A 16337-nucleotide genomic window follows, 5' to 3' on the forward strand; every position below is an offset into this window, starting at 1 on the left:
GCGGCGTCGTCGTCCCCGTGCTCGGACGACGACGCTGCGCAGCCTCCGCGACCCACCGCACCTGACGGCGGGCAGACGGAAGGCGCGACCGGGGAGCTCCCGACCGCGCCTTCCACGGAATGGCAGTGCGATGACCAGAGCTCGGAATCAGCGGCCCGCGGCGTTGCGCTTGCCCAGTGCCACGACCTCGAGTGCCTCCGTGCGGCTGGTGTGCAGGTCGTCGATGTTGCGCAGCGAACGAGACTTGGTCTCCTTGGCCGTGAGTGCGGCGATCACCGAGATCAGACCGGCGGCGCAGACCACGAGTGCCACGTTGAGCCAGGCGTCGCCCTCGGCGCCGGCCACGGCGGTGGCCAGGAAGGGGGTCACGCCGCCGGAGATCGCGAAGCCGATCTGCGTGCCCAGCGCGAGCCCGGAGACGCGCACCCGGGTGGGGAACATCTCGGCGTAGAAGGACGGCCAGATGCCGTTGGCCATGGAGTAGAACACGCCGGAGAGCACCGCACCCAGGAGGAAGATCAGGACCCAGTTACCGGAAGACACCGCGCCCAGATAGGGGAACATGAGCAGCGAGGAACCGATCACACCCATTACGAAGATGGGCTTGCGGCCCACCCGGTCCGCGAGCAGCGCCCACACGGGGATGGTGAACAGGGCCACGAAGTTGGCGAGCACGGACACCCACAGCATGGTGGAGCGTTCCAGGCCCACGACCGAGGTCGCGAAGGACAGGGACCACACCAGGAACACTACGTTGACGGTGTTGATCAGCGCGGCGGCGGCGATCCGGATCACGGCGGCCTTGTGGTACTTGAGCATCAGGGCCAGCGGGGTCGCGGGCTTCTCGCCGGGGGTCTCGGCCTGGGCGTCCTCGAAGGCGGGCGGCTCCTCCAGGTGACGGCGGATCAGGTAGGCGACCAGGACCACCACGGCGGAGATCCAGAACGGGACGCGCCAGCCCCAGCTGAACAGCTGCTCCTCACTCAGCAACAGAGTGAACGGAATGAACACGGCGGTGGCCAGCAGGGTGCCGAACTGCGTCCCCTGCAGGGTCCACGAGGTGGTGAACGCACGGTGGCGGTCGTCGGCGTGCTCCAGGGACACCGAGATGGCACTGGCCTGCTCACCAGAGGCGGACAGGCCCTGGATCACGCGGCACAGCACGAGCAGGGCGGGTGCCAACAGGCCCACCTGGTCGTACGTGGGCAGGCACCCGACCAGGAACGTGGCGCCGCCCATCATGAACAGGGTCAGCATCAGGACGAACTTGCGTCCCATCCGGTCACCGAGCGGGCCCATGATGAGCGCCCCCAGCGGCCGCACCACGTAGGCCACGCCCACGGTGCCCATGGCCAACAGGATGGCCACACCCGGGGACGCGTCCTTGGGGAAGAACAAGTGGTTGAGCACGAGCGCCGCCGCGGTGCCGTACACCGCGAAGTCGTAGTACTCGAGCGCGGAGCCGATCCAGCTGGCCAGCGCCGCCTTCTTGGGGGTCTTGACGTTCTCGGGGCGTGAGTCGGTCAGTTGTCCCGACGACGCCGGGGCCGGGGGGTGGATCGGCTGATCCGGTCCTGGGGTCGTGCTCATGAGCGGGTCCTTCCGTGGGGCGTCATCGCGTTGGCAATTGCCAAATAATGAAAATCACTTCCGAATACTTGAAACCAAGAATGGTGTGGGTCACACTGTTCGTCAAGTGGTCGAGAAAAATGTCCGTCAGCGAATCAGGAGTTGAGCGTGAGCCCCAGCGCATCGCAGTCGCGCGTCGCGGCGTCGGCGGTCAAGGAACCGGCCCAGGAACCGGAGCAGGAATCCGGCTGGGAACCGGAGCGAGAAGGCGACCGAAAACCGGGTCGGGAGTCCGGGGAGGGCGGGGCCGGTAGCCGGTCCCGGGCCGCTGACCGTTCGGGAACCGTGCGCAAGGGGCTCGCGCTGCTCGAGATGCTGGCCGAGTACCCCCACGGGGCGACCGCCGGGCAACTCGTGGCGGACTCCGGCTACGCGTTCAGCACGTGCTACCGCTTGCTGAGCACCCTCGTGGACGCCGGGTACGCGGAGTACGAGCCCGCGACCAAGCAGTACCGGTTGGGTCTGCTGCTCTTCGCGATGGGACAGAAGGCGGCCACGGCCAGGGGTTACGCCGGCACCGCACTGCCCGTCATGCGGGAGGTCGTGGAGGCGACCGGTGAGAGCTGTCTGCTGGCCGTGCTGGACGGGGACCGTTTCCTCACCGTGCACACCGTGGACGGCCCGCACCACCGCATCACCACGGACCCGGGGGACCGGGGGGAGCTGCACACCTCCGCGCTCGGCCGGGTGCTGCTGGCTTTCACCGCACCGGGCGTCCGCGATGACCTCGTGGCGTCCCTCGACCTCAGCGCGCGCACGGAGCGCTCGCTCACCGACCGCGAGCGCTTGCGCGCGATCCTCACGCAGGTCCGGGAGCAGGGGTGGGCCCTGCAGGACCAGGAGCACGACGACGGTATGGCCGCCCTGGCCGTGCCCGTCATGTCCCCAGGTGCTCCCCTCCAGGCGGCGCTCGCGCTCGCCGCGCCCGTACACCGGTGCGATCCCACTGAGCTCATCCAGAACGTCCCCCTGTTGCGGGAGGCCGCGGACCGACTCGCGGTGGTGCTCCCGCAGCGCAGCTGATGTTCGGGTCCGGGCTCCCCGGGCCCTGAATTCGCACCTCTTGACCACGGCACACACTCCCCGGAAGGAGTCCCATGTCCACTCGCAACGAGTCCTACCTGGTGGGTTTGATCGGCGACGGCATCACCCAGAGCCTCACCCCGCCCATGCATGAGGCCGAAGCGGACCGGCACGGTCTGCGCTACCTCTACCGCCCCGTGGACCTGGGGGTGATCGGACGCCCCGGCACGAGTGTGGGGGACCTCTTGCGGGCCGGGCGTGATCTGGGGTTCAACGCCTTCAACATCACGCACCCGTGCAAGCAGCTCGTACTCGAGCACCTGGACGAGATCGATCCGCGCGCCGAGGCCATCCAGGCCGTGAACACGGTGCTCATCCGGGAAGGAAAGTTCATCGGGTACAACACGGACTGCTCGGGGTTCACCACCGGATTCGGGCACGGTCTGCCCGGCGTGACCGTGGGGTCCGTGGTGCAATTCGGTTCCGGCGGGGCGGGGTCCGCGGTGGCCGAGGCCCTGCTGTCCCTGGGTGCGCAGCGGCTGTGTCTCGTGGACGTGGACGTGGCCCGCGCCGCCGAGCGAGCGAGCGAACTCGCCGCCCGCTACCCGGACGCGGTGGTGGAAGCCGTCACGGCCGAACAGGCCACGGAGCACATCGCGGCGGCCGACGGCGTGGTCAACGCCACCCCGGTGGGGATGCACCATCACCCCGGGACGCCTTTCGACGTGGGTCTGCTGCGACCGGAGCACTGGGTCGCGGACGTGATCTACCTTCCGCTCGAGACGCCCCTGGTACGGGCGGCGCGGGCTCTCGGGTGCTCGGTGCTGGACGGTGGACACATGGCCGTGGGGCAAGCGGTAGATGCATTTGCATTGATCACGGGGGTCGCCCCGGACAGTGCCCGCATGCGCCGGCACTTCCTGGAGCTCACCGGCCAGGGCGACGACGCCGTTACCGTCCCCGCGTCCGCTCCCGAGGGTGAGCGTAGCCACGAGAAACAGGAGGGTGCCTTGTGAGGACCAGTATCGCCACGGTGTGCCTGTCCGGAACCCTCGAGGAGAAGATGCGGGCGGCGGCCTCCGCCGGGTTCGACGGGATCGAGGTCTTCGAGCCGGACCTGGTGGTCTCGCCGTCGTCGCCCGAACAACTCCGAGAGCTCGCAGCGGAGCTGGGGCTCTCCCTGGACATGTACCAGCCGTTCCGCGACGGCGTGGAGGTGGCCCCGGAGGCGTTCCCGGATTCCCTGCGCCGACTGCGCGCCAAGTGCGAACTCATGAACCGGCTGGGCACCACGGTGCTGCTCGTGTGCTCGAACGTGGCTACCGGTGTTCTGGACGACGACCAGGCGATCGCCGAGCAGCTGCGGGCCGCGGGCGACGTCGCCGACGAATACGGGATCGACCTGGCCTACGAGGCTCTCGCGTGGGGCGCGCACGTCAACGACTGGCGCCACGCACACCGGATCGTGGGACTCGCGGACCACCCCCGGGTTGGGACGTGCCTGGACAGCTTCCACATCTTCTCCCGCGGGGACACCGTGGCCGGGGCGGAAAAGTGCGACCCGGACAAGATCTTCTTCGTGCAGCTCGCGGACGCGCCCCTGCTCCAACAGGACGTGCTCTCGTGGTCGCGCCACCACCGGGTCTTCCCGGGTGAGGGGGACTTCGACCTGGTGGACCTGCTGGGCCGCCTGCACGAGTGCGGGTACGCCGGGCCCGTGTCCCTGGAGATCTTCAACGACTCGTTCCGGCAGGCGGACGTCTACCGCACAGCCGTGGACGGGTTGCGGTCCCTGCGCTGGCTCGAGGACCAGACCGCGGACGCCGTGCGTGACGCCGGCGGGGAACCCGAGCGCGAGCCGCTCGTGCTCACCGATCTGCCCGCTCCGCAGACCCCCGACGACTGGGACTTCGTGGAGCTGCGCACCCGGGAGCTCGGGCGCGTGACCCGGTTGCTGCATCAGCTGGGGTTCTCCCTGGCCGGGCACCACCGCTCCAAGGACTCGGTCCAGGCGTGGACGCAGGGGCCGGTGCGGATCGTGGTCTCGGAGGACCCGGGGGCCACCGTGCAGCTCACGCGGCTCGCGGCCCTCGGCTTCCAGGTCACGGATCCCGACCTCGCCGCGTACCGCGCGGAAAGCCTGCTCGCCCGGGCCGTGGATCGCGCCCAGCAGCCGGACGAGACCGTGCTGCACGGCGTGCTCGCGCCGGACGGGACGGAGTTATTCTTCGGCCCGCACGGCAACCATGGGGTGCCGCCGTGGCTCGGGGAGTTCGGCGCGGACCAGGACGACGCGGCGTCGGGCGCCCTGATCACGGGCGTGGACCACGTGAACCTGGCCCAGCCGTGGCAGCACTACGACGAGGCGGTGCTGTTCCTGACGTCCCTGCTGAACCTGCATCCCACGTCCTCGCAAGAGGTCGCGGGGCCGTCCGGACTCGTGCGCTCGCAGGTCATGCGCTCGGAGGGCAACACCGTGCGGATCCCCCTCAACGTGGCGCCCATGGCCGCGGAGCAGGGCGCCTTCACGGGCGCGGCCTACCCGGAGCACGTGGCGCTCGCGTGCTCGGACGTCGTCGCGGTGGCACGCCGGGCACGACGCCGCGGGCTCGCCTTCCTGCCCGTGCCGCGCAACTACTACGAGGACCTCGTGGCCCGCTTCGATCTGGATCCTGAGTTCGTGGCCGAGCTCGAATCCCACGGGCTGCTCTACGACCGGGACGAGCACGGGGAGTTCCTGCACTTCTACACGGCCACGCTGGGCGAGGTGTTCGTGGAGGTCGTGGAACGCCGCGGCGGCTACGAGGGCTTCGGCGCCCCCAATGCTCCCGTCCGGTTGGCCGCGCAGTACCGGGAGTTCGGGGGGCTGAGCCCGGTCGGTGGCCTGTGAGAGCATGCCGCGCCATGATGGGGCCATGGATACGCCGGAGATCGAACCCACCACGGAGCCGCCGATGCAGCATGGGTCAAGGGGTGCGTCGGATCCCGTGCTGTCCCGGCTGGCCCGGGAGGAACCCCTGACATGGTGGAATCCCCCGGTGGACAGCGCCCGGGGGCTGGCGGCTTCCGGGGTGGACCCGGCCTTGGTCGACGACGCCGCGGCGCGCCTCGAGCGGTTCCGGCCCTGGATCGCGGCGACCTTCCCCGAGACCGCGCCCGCGCGGGGGCTCATCGAGTCGCCATTGGACGAGGCCGGCGAGTGGCAGCGCGTTAGCGGTATCCGGACGGGGCGGGTCCTGCTCAAACGTGACGACATCCTCCCCGTGAGCGGTTCCATCAAGGCCCGTGGCGGGGTGCACGAGGTCCTGCAGTACGCCGAGACGCTCGCGGTGCGCCACGGCCTGCTGCCGGAACCACCGCGGCCCGGACCGGACTACACCGTGTTCGGGGCCGAGCCCTTCCGCCGGCTCATGCGGGAGCACCGCGTGGTCGTGGGTTCCACGGGAAACCTGGGGCTGTCCATCGGGATCATCGCCGCGGCGCTCGAGCTGCGGGCCACGGTGCACATGTCCGTACACGCGCAACAGTGGAAGAAGGATCTGCTGCGCTCGCGGGGAGTGGAGGTCGTGGAACACAGCACCGACTACACGGAAGCCGTCGCAGCGGGGCGTGTGGCCGCCGAGGCGGACGAGTCGGTGCACTTCGTGGACGACGAACACTCGCTGAGCCTGTTCGCGGGGTACGCCGTGGCGGGGGCGCGGGTGGCCCGGCAGTTACATGACCTGGGTGTCGCTGCGGACGCTGAGCATCCCCTGTACGTGTACCTCCCATGTGGCATCGGGGGAGCCCCGGGCGGCGTGGCCTACGGATTGAAACGGGAATTCGGGGATGCAGTGCACTGTGTGTTCGTGGAACCCACCCGCGCGCCGTGCATGCTCCTGGGTGTGTACACGGGTCGTCATGACGGGATCTCGGTGGCCGAGCTGGGATTGGACACCCGCACGGTGGCGGACGGGCTCGCGGTGGGGCGGGCCTCGGGATTCGTGGGTCGAGCCGTGGAAGGGTTGCTCGCCGGTTACGTCACGTGCACGGATGAGGCGATGTTGTCCCAGGTCAGGAGCCTGCATGGCGCGGAGGGCATGGTGGTGGAGCCCTCGGCCGCCGCGGCCCTGGACGCCCTGCGGCGCGTCGCCCACGAGGGAGCGGGGGAGAACCCGATGAAGGTCCCCGACGGGGCCACCCATCTGGCCTGGCTCACCGGTGGTGGCATGCTCCCGGATCACGTGCGGGCGGGATACCTCGCAGGACGCTCCGACAACCGGCGTTCCAGGGACCGACGCCCCCACCATCGATCCCTCGAGGACTGACGTACGCAGACTTGGCGGGGAGGTGATGAGAGCCTCCTCACCAGAAAATGCACACAGTGCAATTACTGCCGTACGATGGATTACGTGTTGACCACGTTGCTGTCCGGATGCGCCGACGACCGTTCGGGTGAGCCTCGATCAGGGGAGCCCAAGGACAAGCGCGAAGCCATTCGGCTGCGCAATCGGCGGGCCATCATCGCGGCCGCGGGTGAACTGGCCACCGAGCTGGGCACCGACCGCGTGACCGTCAACGAGTTGGCCGCGCGGGCGGGGGTCTCCCGCCGGACCATCTTCAACCACTTCCCCTCGGCCCAGGACGCGGTGTTCGAGTACCTCTCGGAACTCGTGGCAGGGCTGATCGACGGGGTGCTGCGGGATCTCCCGGAGCCGACGACGCCGAAGGGTACGACAGCGGCGTCGTCGGACGTTTCCCTGGGGGACGTCTACCGGCAGTTGATCGGATCGCTGCGCACCCACACCCTGATCGAGGAACTCCAACCGGTGTTCTCCGTGGACCTGCAGGACACCCCCGCGGCCTCGCTGTGGGGATTCAGGGTGACCCGCACCGCCGTGGACCGCTTGAACGAGGTGCTGCGCGAACGACTGCCGCAGCACTCGTCCTTCGAGACGCACTTGGTGGCCACCACGCTCATCAACTCGTTCGCTGAGTGCCTCGACGAATGGGTTGCGCGCACCGGGGGCGGGCTGGACGAGCGGGGTCGCCGGATCTGGGACGAACTGTTGGCCACCGCACTCGGCGTCCTGGGGCGGGGCTTCGATTCCTGATGCCGCGCACCGACCCGAAACCCTGACCAGCACCACCGACGAGCCCCCGACGCCGGGGGCCGAGACCGCAGACCGGCGCCGCGGCGTCGTCGACAACCGCACAGCACCCATGGACCGATCAGCCGCCGCCCCGCGCGACGCACCCACCAGAGAACTTCCGATTCAGTAGGAGAATCCCGTGGCACGACTTCTGTACAGGCTGGGCAAGAGCGCAGCCTCCCACGCGTGGGCGGTGATCTTGGTATGGCTCGCGGTGCTTGCGTTGGCCGTGGGCGGGGTCGCCATGTCGGGTGTGAACCTGAGCAACGCCATCACGATCCCGGGCACCGAGACCCAGAACCTCGCGGATCGGCTCAAGGACGAACTCCCGGAAGCGAACCAGGGTACCGGGCGCGTCGTGTTCTTCACGGAGGACGGCTCCGAGTTCACGCAGGCCCAGAAGGACGGCATCGCCGAGGCTCTGAAGGCCACCGAGGACGTGGACCAGGTGGCCTCCACGAGCAACCCGTTCCAGACGCAGCAACAGCTGGACGACGGTCGGCAGCAGTTGCGGGACGGCCGCCAGCAGCTCGAACAGGGCGAGCAAGCACTCGCACAGCTGCGCCAGAACCTGCCGCCGGGCGTGAGCGAACAGCGCATCCTGCAGCAACGCGGGATCGACCCGCAGCAGATCGCCCAGCAGAAGGCCCAGCTCGAAGAGGGTGAACGGGCCATGGAACGCATGGGTGACTACCGCGTGGTCTCCCGGGACGGCAACTCCGCGATCAGCGTGGTGAGCTTCTCGGTGGACCAGACCTCCGTGGAATCGGACACCAAGAGCGCAGTGATGGACGCCATCAAGGACCACCCCGTGGACGGCGTGGACGCCGAGTTCTCCCAGGAGCTCGCGCAGGACATCTCTTCCCTGGTGGGTCCGGCGGAGATCGTGGGCGTGATCATCGCGGCCCTGGTGCTGCTGATCATGTTGCGCGCCGTGGTCCCCGCGGCGCTGCCCGTGCTGACCGCGCTGTTGGGCGTGGCCATCGCCACGAGTGCCACCCTCGCGTTCTCCGGCGTGATCGACATGATGTCCGTGACGCCCATGCTCGGCGTCATGCTGGGCCTGGCCGTGGGCATCGACTACTCCCTGTTCGTGCTCAACCGGCACCGGCAGCAGTTGCGACGAGGTATGCCCGTGCGGGAATCCATCGGGATGGCCGTGGGCACCTCCGGAACCGCCGTGTTCTTCGCGGCGCTGACCGTGATCGTGGCCCTAGTGGCTCTGAACGTCACGGCGATCCCGTTCCTGGGACTCATGGGCACCGTGGCCGGTGTGGCCGTGGCGGTCGCCCTGCTGCTGACCCTCACACTCACCCCTGCTCTGCTCTCCCTCGCCGGGCGGCGTGTGCTGCCCAGGAAGGTGCGGGACGCCGCGCCCCGCGAGGAGAACATCGACGAGCACGACGTCCCCCTGCACCTGCGCCATCCCTGGATCACCACCCTGGCGTGCGCGGCCGTGCTCATCGTGCTCGCGCTGCCGGCCCAGACCATGCGCCTGGGCCTGCCGGACGCGTCCACCGAACCCCAGGACAGCACCCAGTACCAGGCCTACCAGCGCATCGCGGACGACTTCGGTGCGGGTGAGAACGGACCCCTCGCCGTGGTCGTGGACCTCCCCGGGGGTCTCAACGATGCCGAGGCCACCGACACGATGAACACGGTGGCGGACCGCTTGGCGCAGCAGGACGACGTGGCCAACGTGCTCCCCGGTGTGACCACGGACGACAACACCACCGGCGTGATCCAGGTGATCCCCTCCTCGGGACCCGCGGACGCCGCGACCGAGGAACTCGTCAACAACATCCGGGACCTCAACGGCGACCTCCAGGCCAATGAGGACGTCCACGTGGGCGTAGCCGGCACCACCGCGGCGAACATCGACGTCTCCCATTTGCTGGGCGAGAAACTGCCCCTCTATCTGGGCGTCGTGCTGATCATCTCGCTGTTGTTGCTGCTCATGGTCTTCCGCTCCATCCTGGTCCCGGTGATCGCCACGCTGGGCTTCCTGCTCTCCGTGCTCGCGGCCTTCGGTGCCGTGGTGGCCGTGTACCAGTGGGGTTGGGGTGGCGCCGTGTTCGGCGTGCACGATCCCGGGCCCATCCTCAGCTTCCTGCCCACGCTGATGATCGGCATCCTGTTCGGCCTGGCCATGGACTACCAGTTGTTCCTGGTCTCCGGGATGCGCGAGGCCTACGCCCACGGGCACCCCGCGCGCCAGGCCGTGGTTTACGGCTTCAAGGCGGGCCGCTCCGTGGTCACCGCCGCGGCGATCATCATGATCTCCGTGTTCGCGGGCTTCATCTTCGCGGACATGGCCATGACCCGGCCCATCGGCTTCGCACTCGCGATCGGCGTTCTCCTGGACGCGTTCGTGGTGCGCATGCTCCTGATCCCCTCGGTCATGCGTTTGCTGGGCGAGAAGGCCTGGTGGCTCCCGCGCTGGCTGGACAAGATCCTCCCGCACGTGGACGTCGAAGGTGAGTCCCTCGCCGTGCAGGGTGCCGGGCAGTCCGGCACGGTCTCCGCGGGCGACGCCGCCGGGTCCGCCCCCGTCACCGGTCGCCATCGCGCGGTGTCCGGGAAGCGCCGGGGAAAGTCCGGTCACGGGCAGCACGCCGCGACCGCCGCCGTGGCCACCGCGGGTGCGGCCGGTGCGGCCGGTGTTTCCGGTCGGACGGCGTCGCACGGTCACCGTGCCGGGGTCGGCGAGCGGACCCACGGTCATGCCGGGAACCACCGCACCGCGGCCGATCACCGTGCCACCTACCACCGGGGATCCGAGCGTCGCTCGGCCGCGCAGCACCATGCCACCGGGGCCCCTCTCGGTGCCGTGGCTGATGACGCCCAGCGCCGCGGTGAGCTCGCGGGCGCTGCCGAGAATGGGGGCTCCCGCGAAGACACCGCAACGCCCGGGACCGCGGGGACCCAGCGGCGTCGCGGTCGGCACGCGGCGGCTTCCACGAGCACGTGCATCGCCGAGGATCGGGCCGCCAAGCCGGCCGCGGACGTGATCGTGCGCGCCGCGGACCCGGTGCTGCGCGCCACGAACCAGGCGTTGCGGGTGCTCCCGGATGTGCTGGATTCCGAGGAGAAGCTGCTCGAGTCCCTGGCCGTGCGCGGCGAGGAAGCGGCACCGCACAAGGCGATGCACAAGCGCGCGAGCTTCGAGAAGGTCATGGTGGCCGGGTACCCGGTCATCGTCGCGCGGCCCAAGGCAGCCATCACCCGGGCGGACGCCCCGGTGGTCGTGCACTGGCACGGCGGCGCGTACGTGAACCCCATGACCACGGTGCACTGGCGCTGGATCGACGCCCTGATGCAGCGCACCGGGGTCACCGTGGTGGTGCCGGGCTACGGGCTCGCCCCCGATCACACGGTGGACGAGGCGCTCGAACTCGCCGACGGCGTGTGGGACCTGGCCCGTTCGTTCGGCCCACGGGTCTTCCTATCGGGTGACTCCGCCGGCGGTGGTCTGGCGTTGGCCCAGGCCATGCGACTGCGGGACGCGGACGATCTCGGCGTGGCGGGTCTGATCCTCATGGCCCCGTGGGTGGACACCACGGTGACGAACCCCCAGATCGAGGCGTACCGGGACGCGGACCACATGCTCGGTACCGACGGCGCTCGGGCCGCCGCTCGTTGGTGGGCCGGCACACGGGACGTCACCGACCCCATGGTGAGCCCCGCCTTCGGCGACGTGCGCGGACTGCCCCGCACGTTCGTGCTGCAGGGTGACCGGGACATGCTCTACCCGGACACCATGGAGTTCGTGGCCGAGCTGGTGCGAGCAAACGTCGACACCACCGCGGTGGTCTGCGAGGGCGGACCGCACGTGTACGCGCTCATGGTCTGGTCCTCCCGCGCGTCCGAGGACCTCGACCACGTGGTGCGGTGGATGAACCGCTGACCCCGCGGTGAACATGAGTGTGCCCCGCAGGGTGACCTGCGGGGCACAGCCATGTCATGGGGCGGTGAGCCCCCGATTGAGCAGGCTTGTTCCGACCGGGTGGATTCGCCGGTCAGCGCCGGTGAAGGGCCGGTCCTGATCGGCCCTGTTCAGTCCTGCGACCCCTCGGATTCCTTCTGCACGTTCTGCGAGCGGTCCTCGTCCGAGCCCTTGCCGTGCTCCAGGACCACGTTGTCGTGGTGTTCCTGGCCGGTGGCCACCTGGATCTTGCGCGGCTGGGACTTGGGGGACACGGGGATGGTCACGGTCAGCACGCCGTTGTCGTACGCGGCGGTGATGTTCTCCGTGTCGATGCCCTGGCCCAGGTTGAGCTGGCGGACGAACGAGTGGCTGCGGCGCTCGCGCACGATCCACTTGGTGTCCTTCTCCGCGGAGGGCAGACGACGCTGCGCACGGATGGTCAGCAGCTGACCGTCCACGTCCACGTCCACGCTCGTGGGATCGATGCCCGGCAGGTCCGCGGCAAGGTAGTAGTTGGCGCCCTGACGGTAGAGGTCCATGGGCATCTGCTCCAGGCCGTTGCGGCCGGAGAGGACCTGGTTGGCGAAGTTCTGGACCTCGGAGAACGGGTCGAATGTAGCCATGACGATTACTCCTTCACTCTGCGGCACCCACGTGCTGTGCCCCGCGAACCGGTCGATTACCCGCGTGGAGCCATCACGTTTCTTGAGTCTCTGTGACTCAACAACGTCTAATGTAGCAGGCTGTCGGCGGAAGTGCTAGTCATTGACGCACGAAAGCTGAGTGGCACTGACTCAAGCAGCGGGCGGGCCTGTCGCAGCGGCGTCGGCGGCGCGTAGGATCGAGCCACCAGTGACACCCGAACGCTCTGAGGAGGCCCCCGTGCCCAAGGCGAAGAAGAACGGCCACGCGCGTCAGGACGAGATCCCGTCCACGCTGCAACGCTCGGACGAGAAGGCACAGGACACGTTCGCGCAGACCTACGACTCGGCGCAGGAGGAATACCACGACGACGCCCGGGCGGCGCGCACCGCGTGGTCGGCCGTCAAGCACACCCACGAGAAGGTCGGGGACCACTGGGAGCCCAAGGAGCACAACGGGCCCTCGGACGACAGCGCCGAGAAGGGCGGCCTGAACTCGGAGGACACCGCCGGCGGGGTGGACGCTAACGCCAGCAAGGAGCACCTGTACGAACTCGCCCAGGAACTGGACATCACGGGACGCTCGGACATGACCAAGGACGAATTGGTCGAGGCGATCGACAAGGCCAATCAGAAGAAGACGCGCGAGGCCCGCGACTGAGGTTCACAGCTCGGCGGGTTCATACCCTGCGGGTTTATGACTGCTGGCCTGCGATCGGTGGGGCTACAACTGGCGGGCCAGGAAGACCGAGGCCGTGGTGGCGTCGTGGAAGGAATCCACGGGCTCGTAGCCGCGCTTGCGGAACATCGCGATCCCCTCGGTCATCTCCTCGTTGAGGGAGACCACGGCCGTGGTGGCGCCGAAAGCGCGCACCTTGTTCTCGAGTGCCCGCACCAGGGTGCGCGCGTGGCCCTGTCCGCGGTGTTCCGGGGTGACCCAGATCCGGCGCAGTTCCACGCGGTCGTCGTCGAGTTTGCGCACCGCGCCGCACGCGATGACCGAGCCCGTGACCAAATCCGTCATGAGGAAGAAATCCCCGTGCGGCGGAGTGACGTCCTCCGGGCCGGTGACCTCGGTGAGTTCGGGATCGAAACCGCCGTCGATCCGGTTGTTCAACTCGCTGAAGTACGCGCTCAGGGCGCGCAGCGTGTGCTCACTGGCGGCCTGACCCTCCACGATACGAACCGGTGCGGTGACGTTCATCCCACCATGGTGACACCTTGGTGTGCTGTTCACCAGCGCCCGTGTCATGTAGCTTTCGTTCGTGACCGAGACCCGCCCCGGCCCCAAGCCGCGTATCTCCATCCTGGTTCCCACTCCGCTGCTGATCACGGAAATCACGGAACCCGCTGCGCATCGCAACCGTAGTTCCCACGAGTCGGACGTGCACATGCACCCCGGCGGGCAGGGGCTGTGGGTGGCCCGGATGGCCGGGTCGCTGGGGGCGGACGTGTCCGTGAGCGGGCCGTTCGGCGGAGAACTGGGCTCGCTGATCCGCACCATGCTGGACGGGCTGGGCATGCAGGTCAATGCTGTGCGCTACGGGTACGGCAACGGCGGATACGTCTACGACCTGCGCGGTGAGGACCGGGAGACCGTGGCCCACATGCCGCCCCCGGAGCTCTCCCGCCATGAACTGGACGATCTCTACGGCACGGCGTTCGTGGACGCGCTCGCCTCGGACGTCCTCACGGTCACCGGGGCCGAACCCGGGGACGTGGTGCCGGCGTCGTTCTTCGGCCGCCTTATCCGGGACACGCGGGATGCCGGGACCACTGTGGTCGCGGACCTCAGCGGCAAGCCCGCACTGGCGGCCGTGGCGGCGAACGTGGACGTGCTCAAGATCAGCCACGAAGAGGTGCTCGATCTCGAGCTCGTCGCGGAGGACACCGCGGAGGCCCTGGTGAGCGCCGGGCACATGCTGCTCGAACGCGGTGCGGGCGCCGTGGTGATCTCACGCGCCAAGGACCCCGCGCTGCTCGTGGAGAAGGATTCCGTGCGGAAGGTCTCCGCGCCGTCCATCACACCGCTGGACCACCGAGGGGCGGGGGACTCGATGACCGCGGGGATCTCGGTGGGTCTGGCGCGCGGTCTCGATCTCGTGGAGGCCGTGGCCCTCGGTGCATCAGCGGGAGCGCTGAACGTGGCGCGCCGCGGCCTGGGGACCGGTAACCGCACGACCATCGAGAAGTTCGCCCGCGAGATCACGGTGCGCACGCTGTCCTGACGTTCCGGGTGCTTGACCTGTGGTTCTCCGATTCGGTGCCACGACCCGGCTCCGGCTCGACGCGCCGAGCAGTTCGGTCTGACGCCCAGTGCACCCTGACCGGACGTGGTCGCGGGCAGTTCGGCCCGTGTGAAGCGTGACCGGGTTGGTCCTCCTGGGTGGCCTGGCCCGAGTACCGGGCTCTGGTCCGCGTGACGGGCGCGTGTCACCATGGTGCACATGCACATCCTGGTCACCAATGACGACGGCATCTCGTCCCCGGGGCTCGCGGTTCTGGTGCGCGCTGCGCTGGATCGGGGGCACACGGTGAAGGTGGCCGCACCCGCCGAGGAGTACTCGGGTGCCAGCGCCTCGCTGTCCGGCGAGGAGGTCGATGGCCGCATCGCTCTGGTGGAGGCCGCGCCGCCGAACATGCCCGACGGTGTGGAGTGCGTGGGTGTGAAGGCCGCCCCCGCTCTGATTGCCTTCCTGGCCTCCTACGGCGCGTTCGGCAAGCGCCCGGACATGGTGCTCTCCGGGGTGAACTTGGGGGCCAACACGGGCAGGGCCACCTTGCACTCGGGGACGGTGGGTGCGGTGCTGACGGCCGCGTCCCACGGGATCCCCGGCATCGCGGTGTCCATCACGTCCGGCGCGCCGCAGCACTGGGACACGGCCCTGCTGGTCACCCGATTCGCGCTGGAGCACTGGGAGGACCGGCCTTTCGACGAGTGGATCCTCAACCTCAACGTTCCCGACGTGGCCCCCGGGCGATTGCGCGGTCTCAAGCCCGCCCACCTGGCGAGCTTCGGGGCGGTGCAGGCGCAGATCGGCCGCGGGGACGAGAAGCACATCGCGGTCACCTACAGCGCGGAGACCGGCCCGGAGGAGCCAGACAGCGACCACTACCTCCTCACCCACGGCTGGGCCACGGCCACGCTGCTGCGCGCCCCCGTGGACGACCGCTCCCAGGACACCCACGCCGTCCCCCGCGAGGACCTGGGGATCACGGCCCCCACGCCCTTCTGGGACGTCACCCTTCCGGGCCTCACGGACGACGACGCCGCGGTCCCGGGCACGGGGGACGTCACCGTGGACGCGGCCACCGTCATGCGCCGTACCTGAGCTCACGCCGCCACGGGAAGATGCACCCGCATGGACCGGGCGGATAGAGTTCGCGCCATCACAGGTGCCGCCGGGCAGGAGCCCACGGGACGGCGCACCGGCACGAACCATCTTTGGAGGCCTGACCACGGCGCGGACACCTGCGGCGCAACCGCAACCGGGTGACGTCGAGAACGACCCCGCCCCGAGCCGCAGGGACTGGATTGCGCTCGGCGCGCTCGCCGCGGGGCTCGTGGTCTTCGCCGGGGCAGCCTGCTTGCGGCACTGTCCGGCACGGCGGGGACACTGATCGCAGCTCGTGCCGTCCAGGCGCTGGATGCGGCGTTCATCATGCCGTCCACCCTGTCCACGGTGAACGCCCTGTTCCCTGGGACGTCCCGTGGGTTCGTGTCCGCCGGTCCGCCCTGCTGGACCTGGACCTCTTCCAGCTGCGCACGTTCTCGTGGGGCCACCTGGCCGCCGCCATGGCGGTCGGCGCGTTCATCTCCGATGCCTCCGCCCGCCACCTGGCCGCCCGGTTCGGCGCGCCGGGGATAGTGCTGATCGGGCTCGGTCTCGAGGTGGTTGGCGTGGTGGTGCTGGCCCTGCTCATGGGGCCGAGCACCTCCGCATGGCTCGTCGCGCTGCCGCTCGTCGGCTACGGCGTGGCCCT

At 69.3% G+C, this 16337-nt stretch carries 12 protein-coding genes; 9 read left to right on the top strand and 3 right to left on the bottom strand.

The window, feature by feature from the left end; all coding sequences use genetic code 11:
* Positions 1–147: 147 nt before the first annotated feature.
* Entirely contained in the window at positions 148–1590 is a 1443-nt protein-coding gene (locus tag Q9R22_RS08230; RefSeq protein ID WP_131333767.1) for an MFS transporter, read from the bottom strand.
* Positions 1591–1737: 147 nt separating this feature from the next.
* On the opposite strand from Q9R22_RS08230, the gene Q9R22_RS08235 reads away from it, so the two are divergent.
* The 6 genes from Q9R22_RS08235 to Q9R22_RS08260 all read left to right on the top strand — a co-directional run bounded on the left by Q9R22_RS08235 (position 1738) and on the right by Q9R22_RS08260 (position 11691).
* Positions 1738–2652: an IclR family transcriptional regulator gene (locus tag Q9R22_RS08235; protein ID WP_242670520.1), complete on the top strand. Its 915-nt coding sequence runs from the start codon at positions 1738–1740 to the stop codon at positions 2650–2652.
* A 74-nt stretch (positions 2653–2726) separates the two neighbouring features.
* On the top strand, positions 2727–3668 hold the full coding sequence (locus Q9R22_RS08240) for a shikimate dehydrogenase (protein WP_131333766.1): 942 nt from the start codon (positions 2727–2729) through the stop codon (positions 3666–3668).
* Complete coding sequence (locus Q9R22_RS08245; RefSeq protein WP_131333765.1) at positions 3665–5542, top strand: bifunctional sugar phosphate isomerase/epimerase/4-hydroxyphenylpyruvate dioxygenase family protein; 1878 nt, start codon at positions 3665–3667, stop codon at positions 5540–5542. Before Q9R22_RS08240 ends, Q9R22_RS08245 begins: the two co-directional genes overlap by 4 nt.
* Positions 5543–5567: 25 nt before the next feature.
* Entirely contained in the window at positions 5568–6959 is a 1392-nt protein-coding gene (locus tag Q9R22_RS08250) for a D-serine ammonia-lyase (RefSeq protein ID WP_131333764.1), read from the top strand.
* A 75-nt stretch (positions 6960–7034) separates the two neighbouring features.
* Positions 7035–7745 carry a TetR/AcrR family transcriptional regulator gene (locus tag Q9R22_RS08255; protein ID WP_131333763.1) on the top strand — a complete coding sequence of 237 codons (711 nt, stop codon included), beginning with the start codon at positions 7035–7037 and terminating at the stop codon, positions 7743–7745.
* Between the two features lie 178 nt (positions 7746–7923).
* Positions 7924–11691 carry an MMPL family transporter gene (locus Q9R22_RS08260; RefSeq protein WP_131333762.1) on the top strand — a complete coding sequence of 1256 codons (3768 nt, stop codon included), beginning with the start codon at positions 7924–7926 and terminating at the stop codon, positions 11689–11691.
* A 149-nt stretch (positions 11692–11840) separates the two neighbouring features.
* Here Q9R22_RS08260 and Q9R22_RS08265 read toward each other — a convergent pair whose 3' ends face one another.
* A complete protein-coding gene (locus tag Q9R22_RS08265; RefSeq protein ID WP_131333761.1) occupies positions 11841–12335 on the bottom strand; it encodes an Hsp20/alpha crystallin family protein in 495 nt (164 codons plus the stop codon).
* A gap of 259 nt (positions 12336–12594) precedes the next feature.
* On the opposite strand from Q9R22_RS08265, the gene Q9R22_RS08270 reads away from it, so the two are divergent.
* Complete coding sequence (locus Q9R22_RS08270) at positions 12595–13014, top strand: ChaB family protein (RefSeq protein WP_098054689.1); 420 nt, start codon at positions 12595–12597, stop codon at positions 13012–13014.
* A 63-nt stretch (positions 13015–13077) separates the two neighbouring features.
* On the opposite strand, the gene Q9R22_RS08275 is transcribed toward Q9R22_RS08270, so the two are convergent.
* On the bottom strand, positions 13078–13557 hold the full coding sequence (locus Q9R22_RS08275; protein WP_064847130.1) for a GNAT family N-acetyltransferase: 480 nt from the start codon (positions 13555–13557) through the stop codon (positions 13078–13080).
* Positions 13558–13618: 61 nt separating this feature from the next.
* Between Q9R22_RS08275 and Q9R22_RS08280 the strand changes: the two genes are divergently transcribed.
* Together Q9R22_RS08280 and surE are read left to right on the top strand one after the other, a co-directional pair.
* Positions 13619–14581: a 1-phosphofructokinase family hexose kinase gene (locus Q9R22_RS08280; protein ID WP_131333760.1), complete on the top strand. Its 963-nt coding sequence runs from the start codon at positions 13619–13621 to the stop codon at positions 14579–14581.
* 219 nt (positions 14582–14800) lie between these two features.
* Positions 14801–15685, top strand: coding sequence for a 5'/3'-nucleotidase SurE (gene surE / locus Q9R22_RS08285; protein ID WP_131333759.1), 885 nt, complete (start codon positions 14801–14803; stop codon positions 15683–15685).
* Positions 15686–16337 lie beyond the last annotated feature (652 nt).

Source organism: Kocuria sp. PD6, assembly GCF_031844145.1.
In the GTDB taxonomy this organism is placed as follows: domain Bacteria; phylum Actinomycetota; class Actinomycetes; order Actinomycetales; family Micrococcaceae; genus Kocuria; species Kocuria marina.

Coding starts and splice junctions, on each gene's coding strand:
- Q9R22_RS08250 (WP_131333764.1), top strand. CDS start 5,568: ATGGATACGCCGGAGATCGAACCCACCACGGAGCCGCCGATGCAGCAT.
- Q9R22_RS08230 (WP_131333767.1), bottom strand. CDS start 1,590: ATGAGCACGACCCCAGGACCGGATCAGCCGATCCACCCCCCGGCCCCG.
- Q9R22_RS08265 (WP_131333761.1), bottom strand. CDS start 12,335: ATGGCTACATTCGACCCGTTCTCCGAGGTCCAGAACTTCGCCAACCAG.
- Q9R22_RS08240 (WP_131333766.1), top strand. CDS start 2,727: ATGTCCACTCGCAACGAGTCCTACCTGGTGGGTTTGATCGGCGACGGC.
- surE (WP_131333759.1), top strand. CDS start 14,801: ATGCACATCCTGGTCACCAATGACGACGGCATCTCGTCCCCGGGGCTC.
- Q9R22_RS08255 (WP_131333763.1), top strand. CDS start 7,035: ATGGATTACGTGTTGACCACGTTGCTGTCCGGATGCGCCGACGACCGT.
- Q9R22_RS08275 (WP_064847130.1), bottom strand. CDS start 13,557: ATGAACGTCACCGCACCGGTTCGTATCGTGGAGGGTCAGGCCGCCAGT.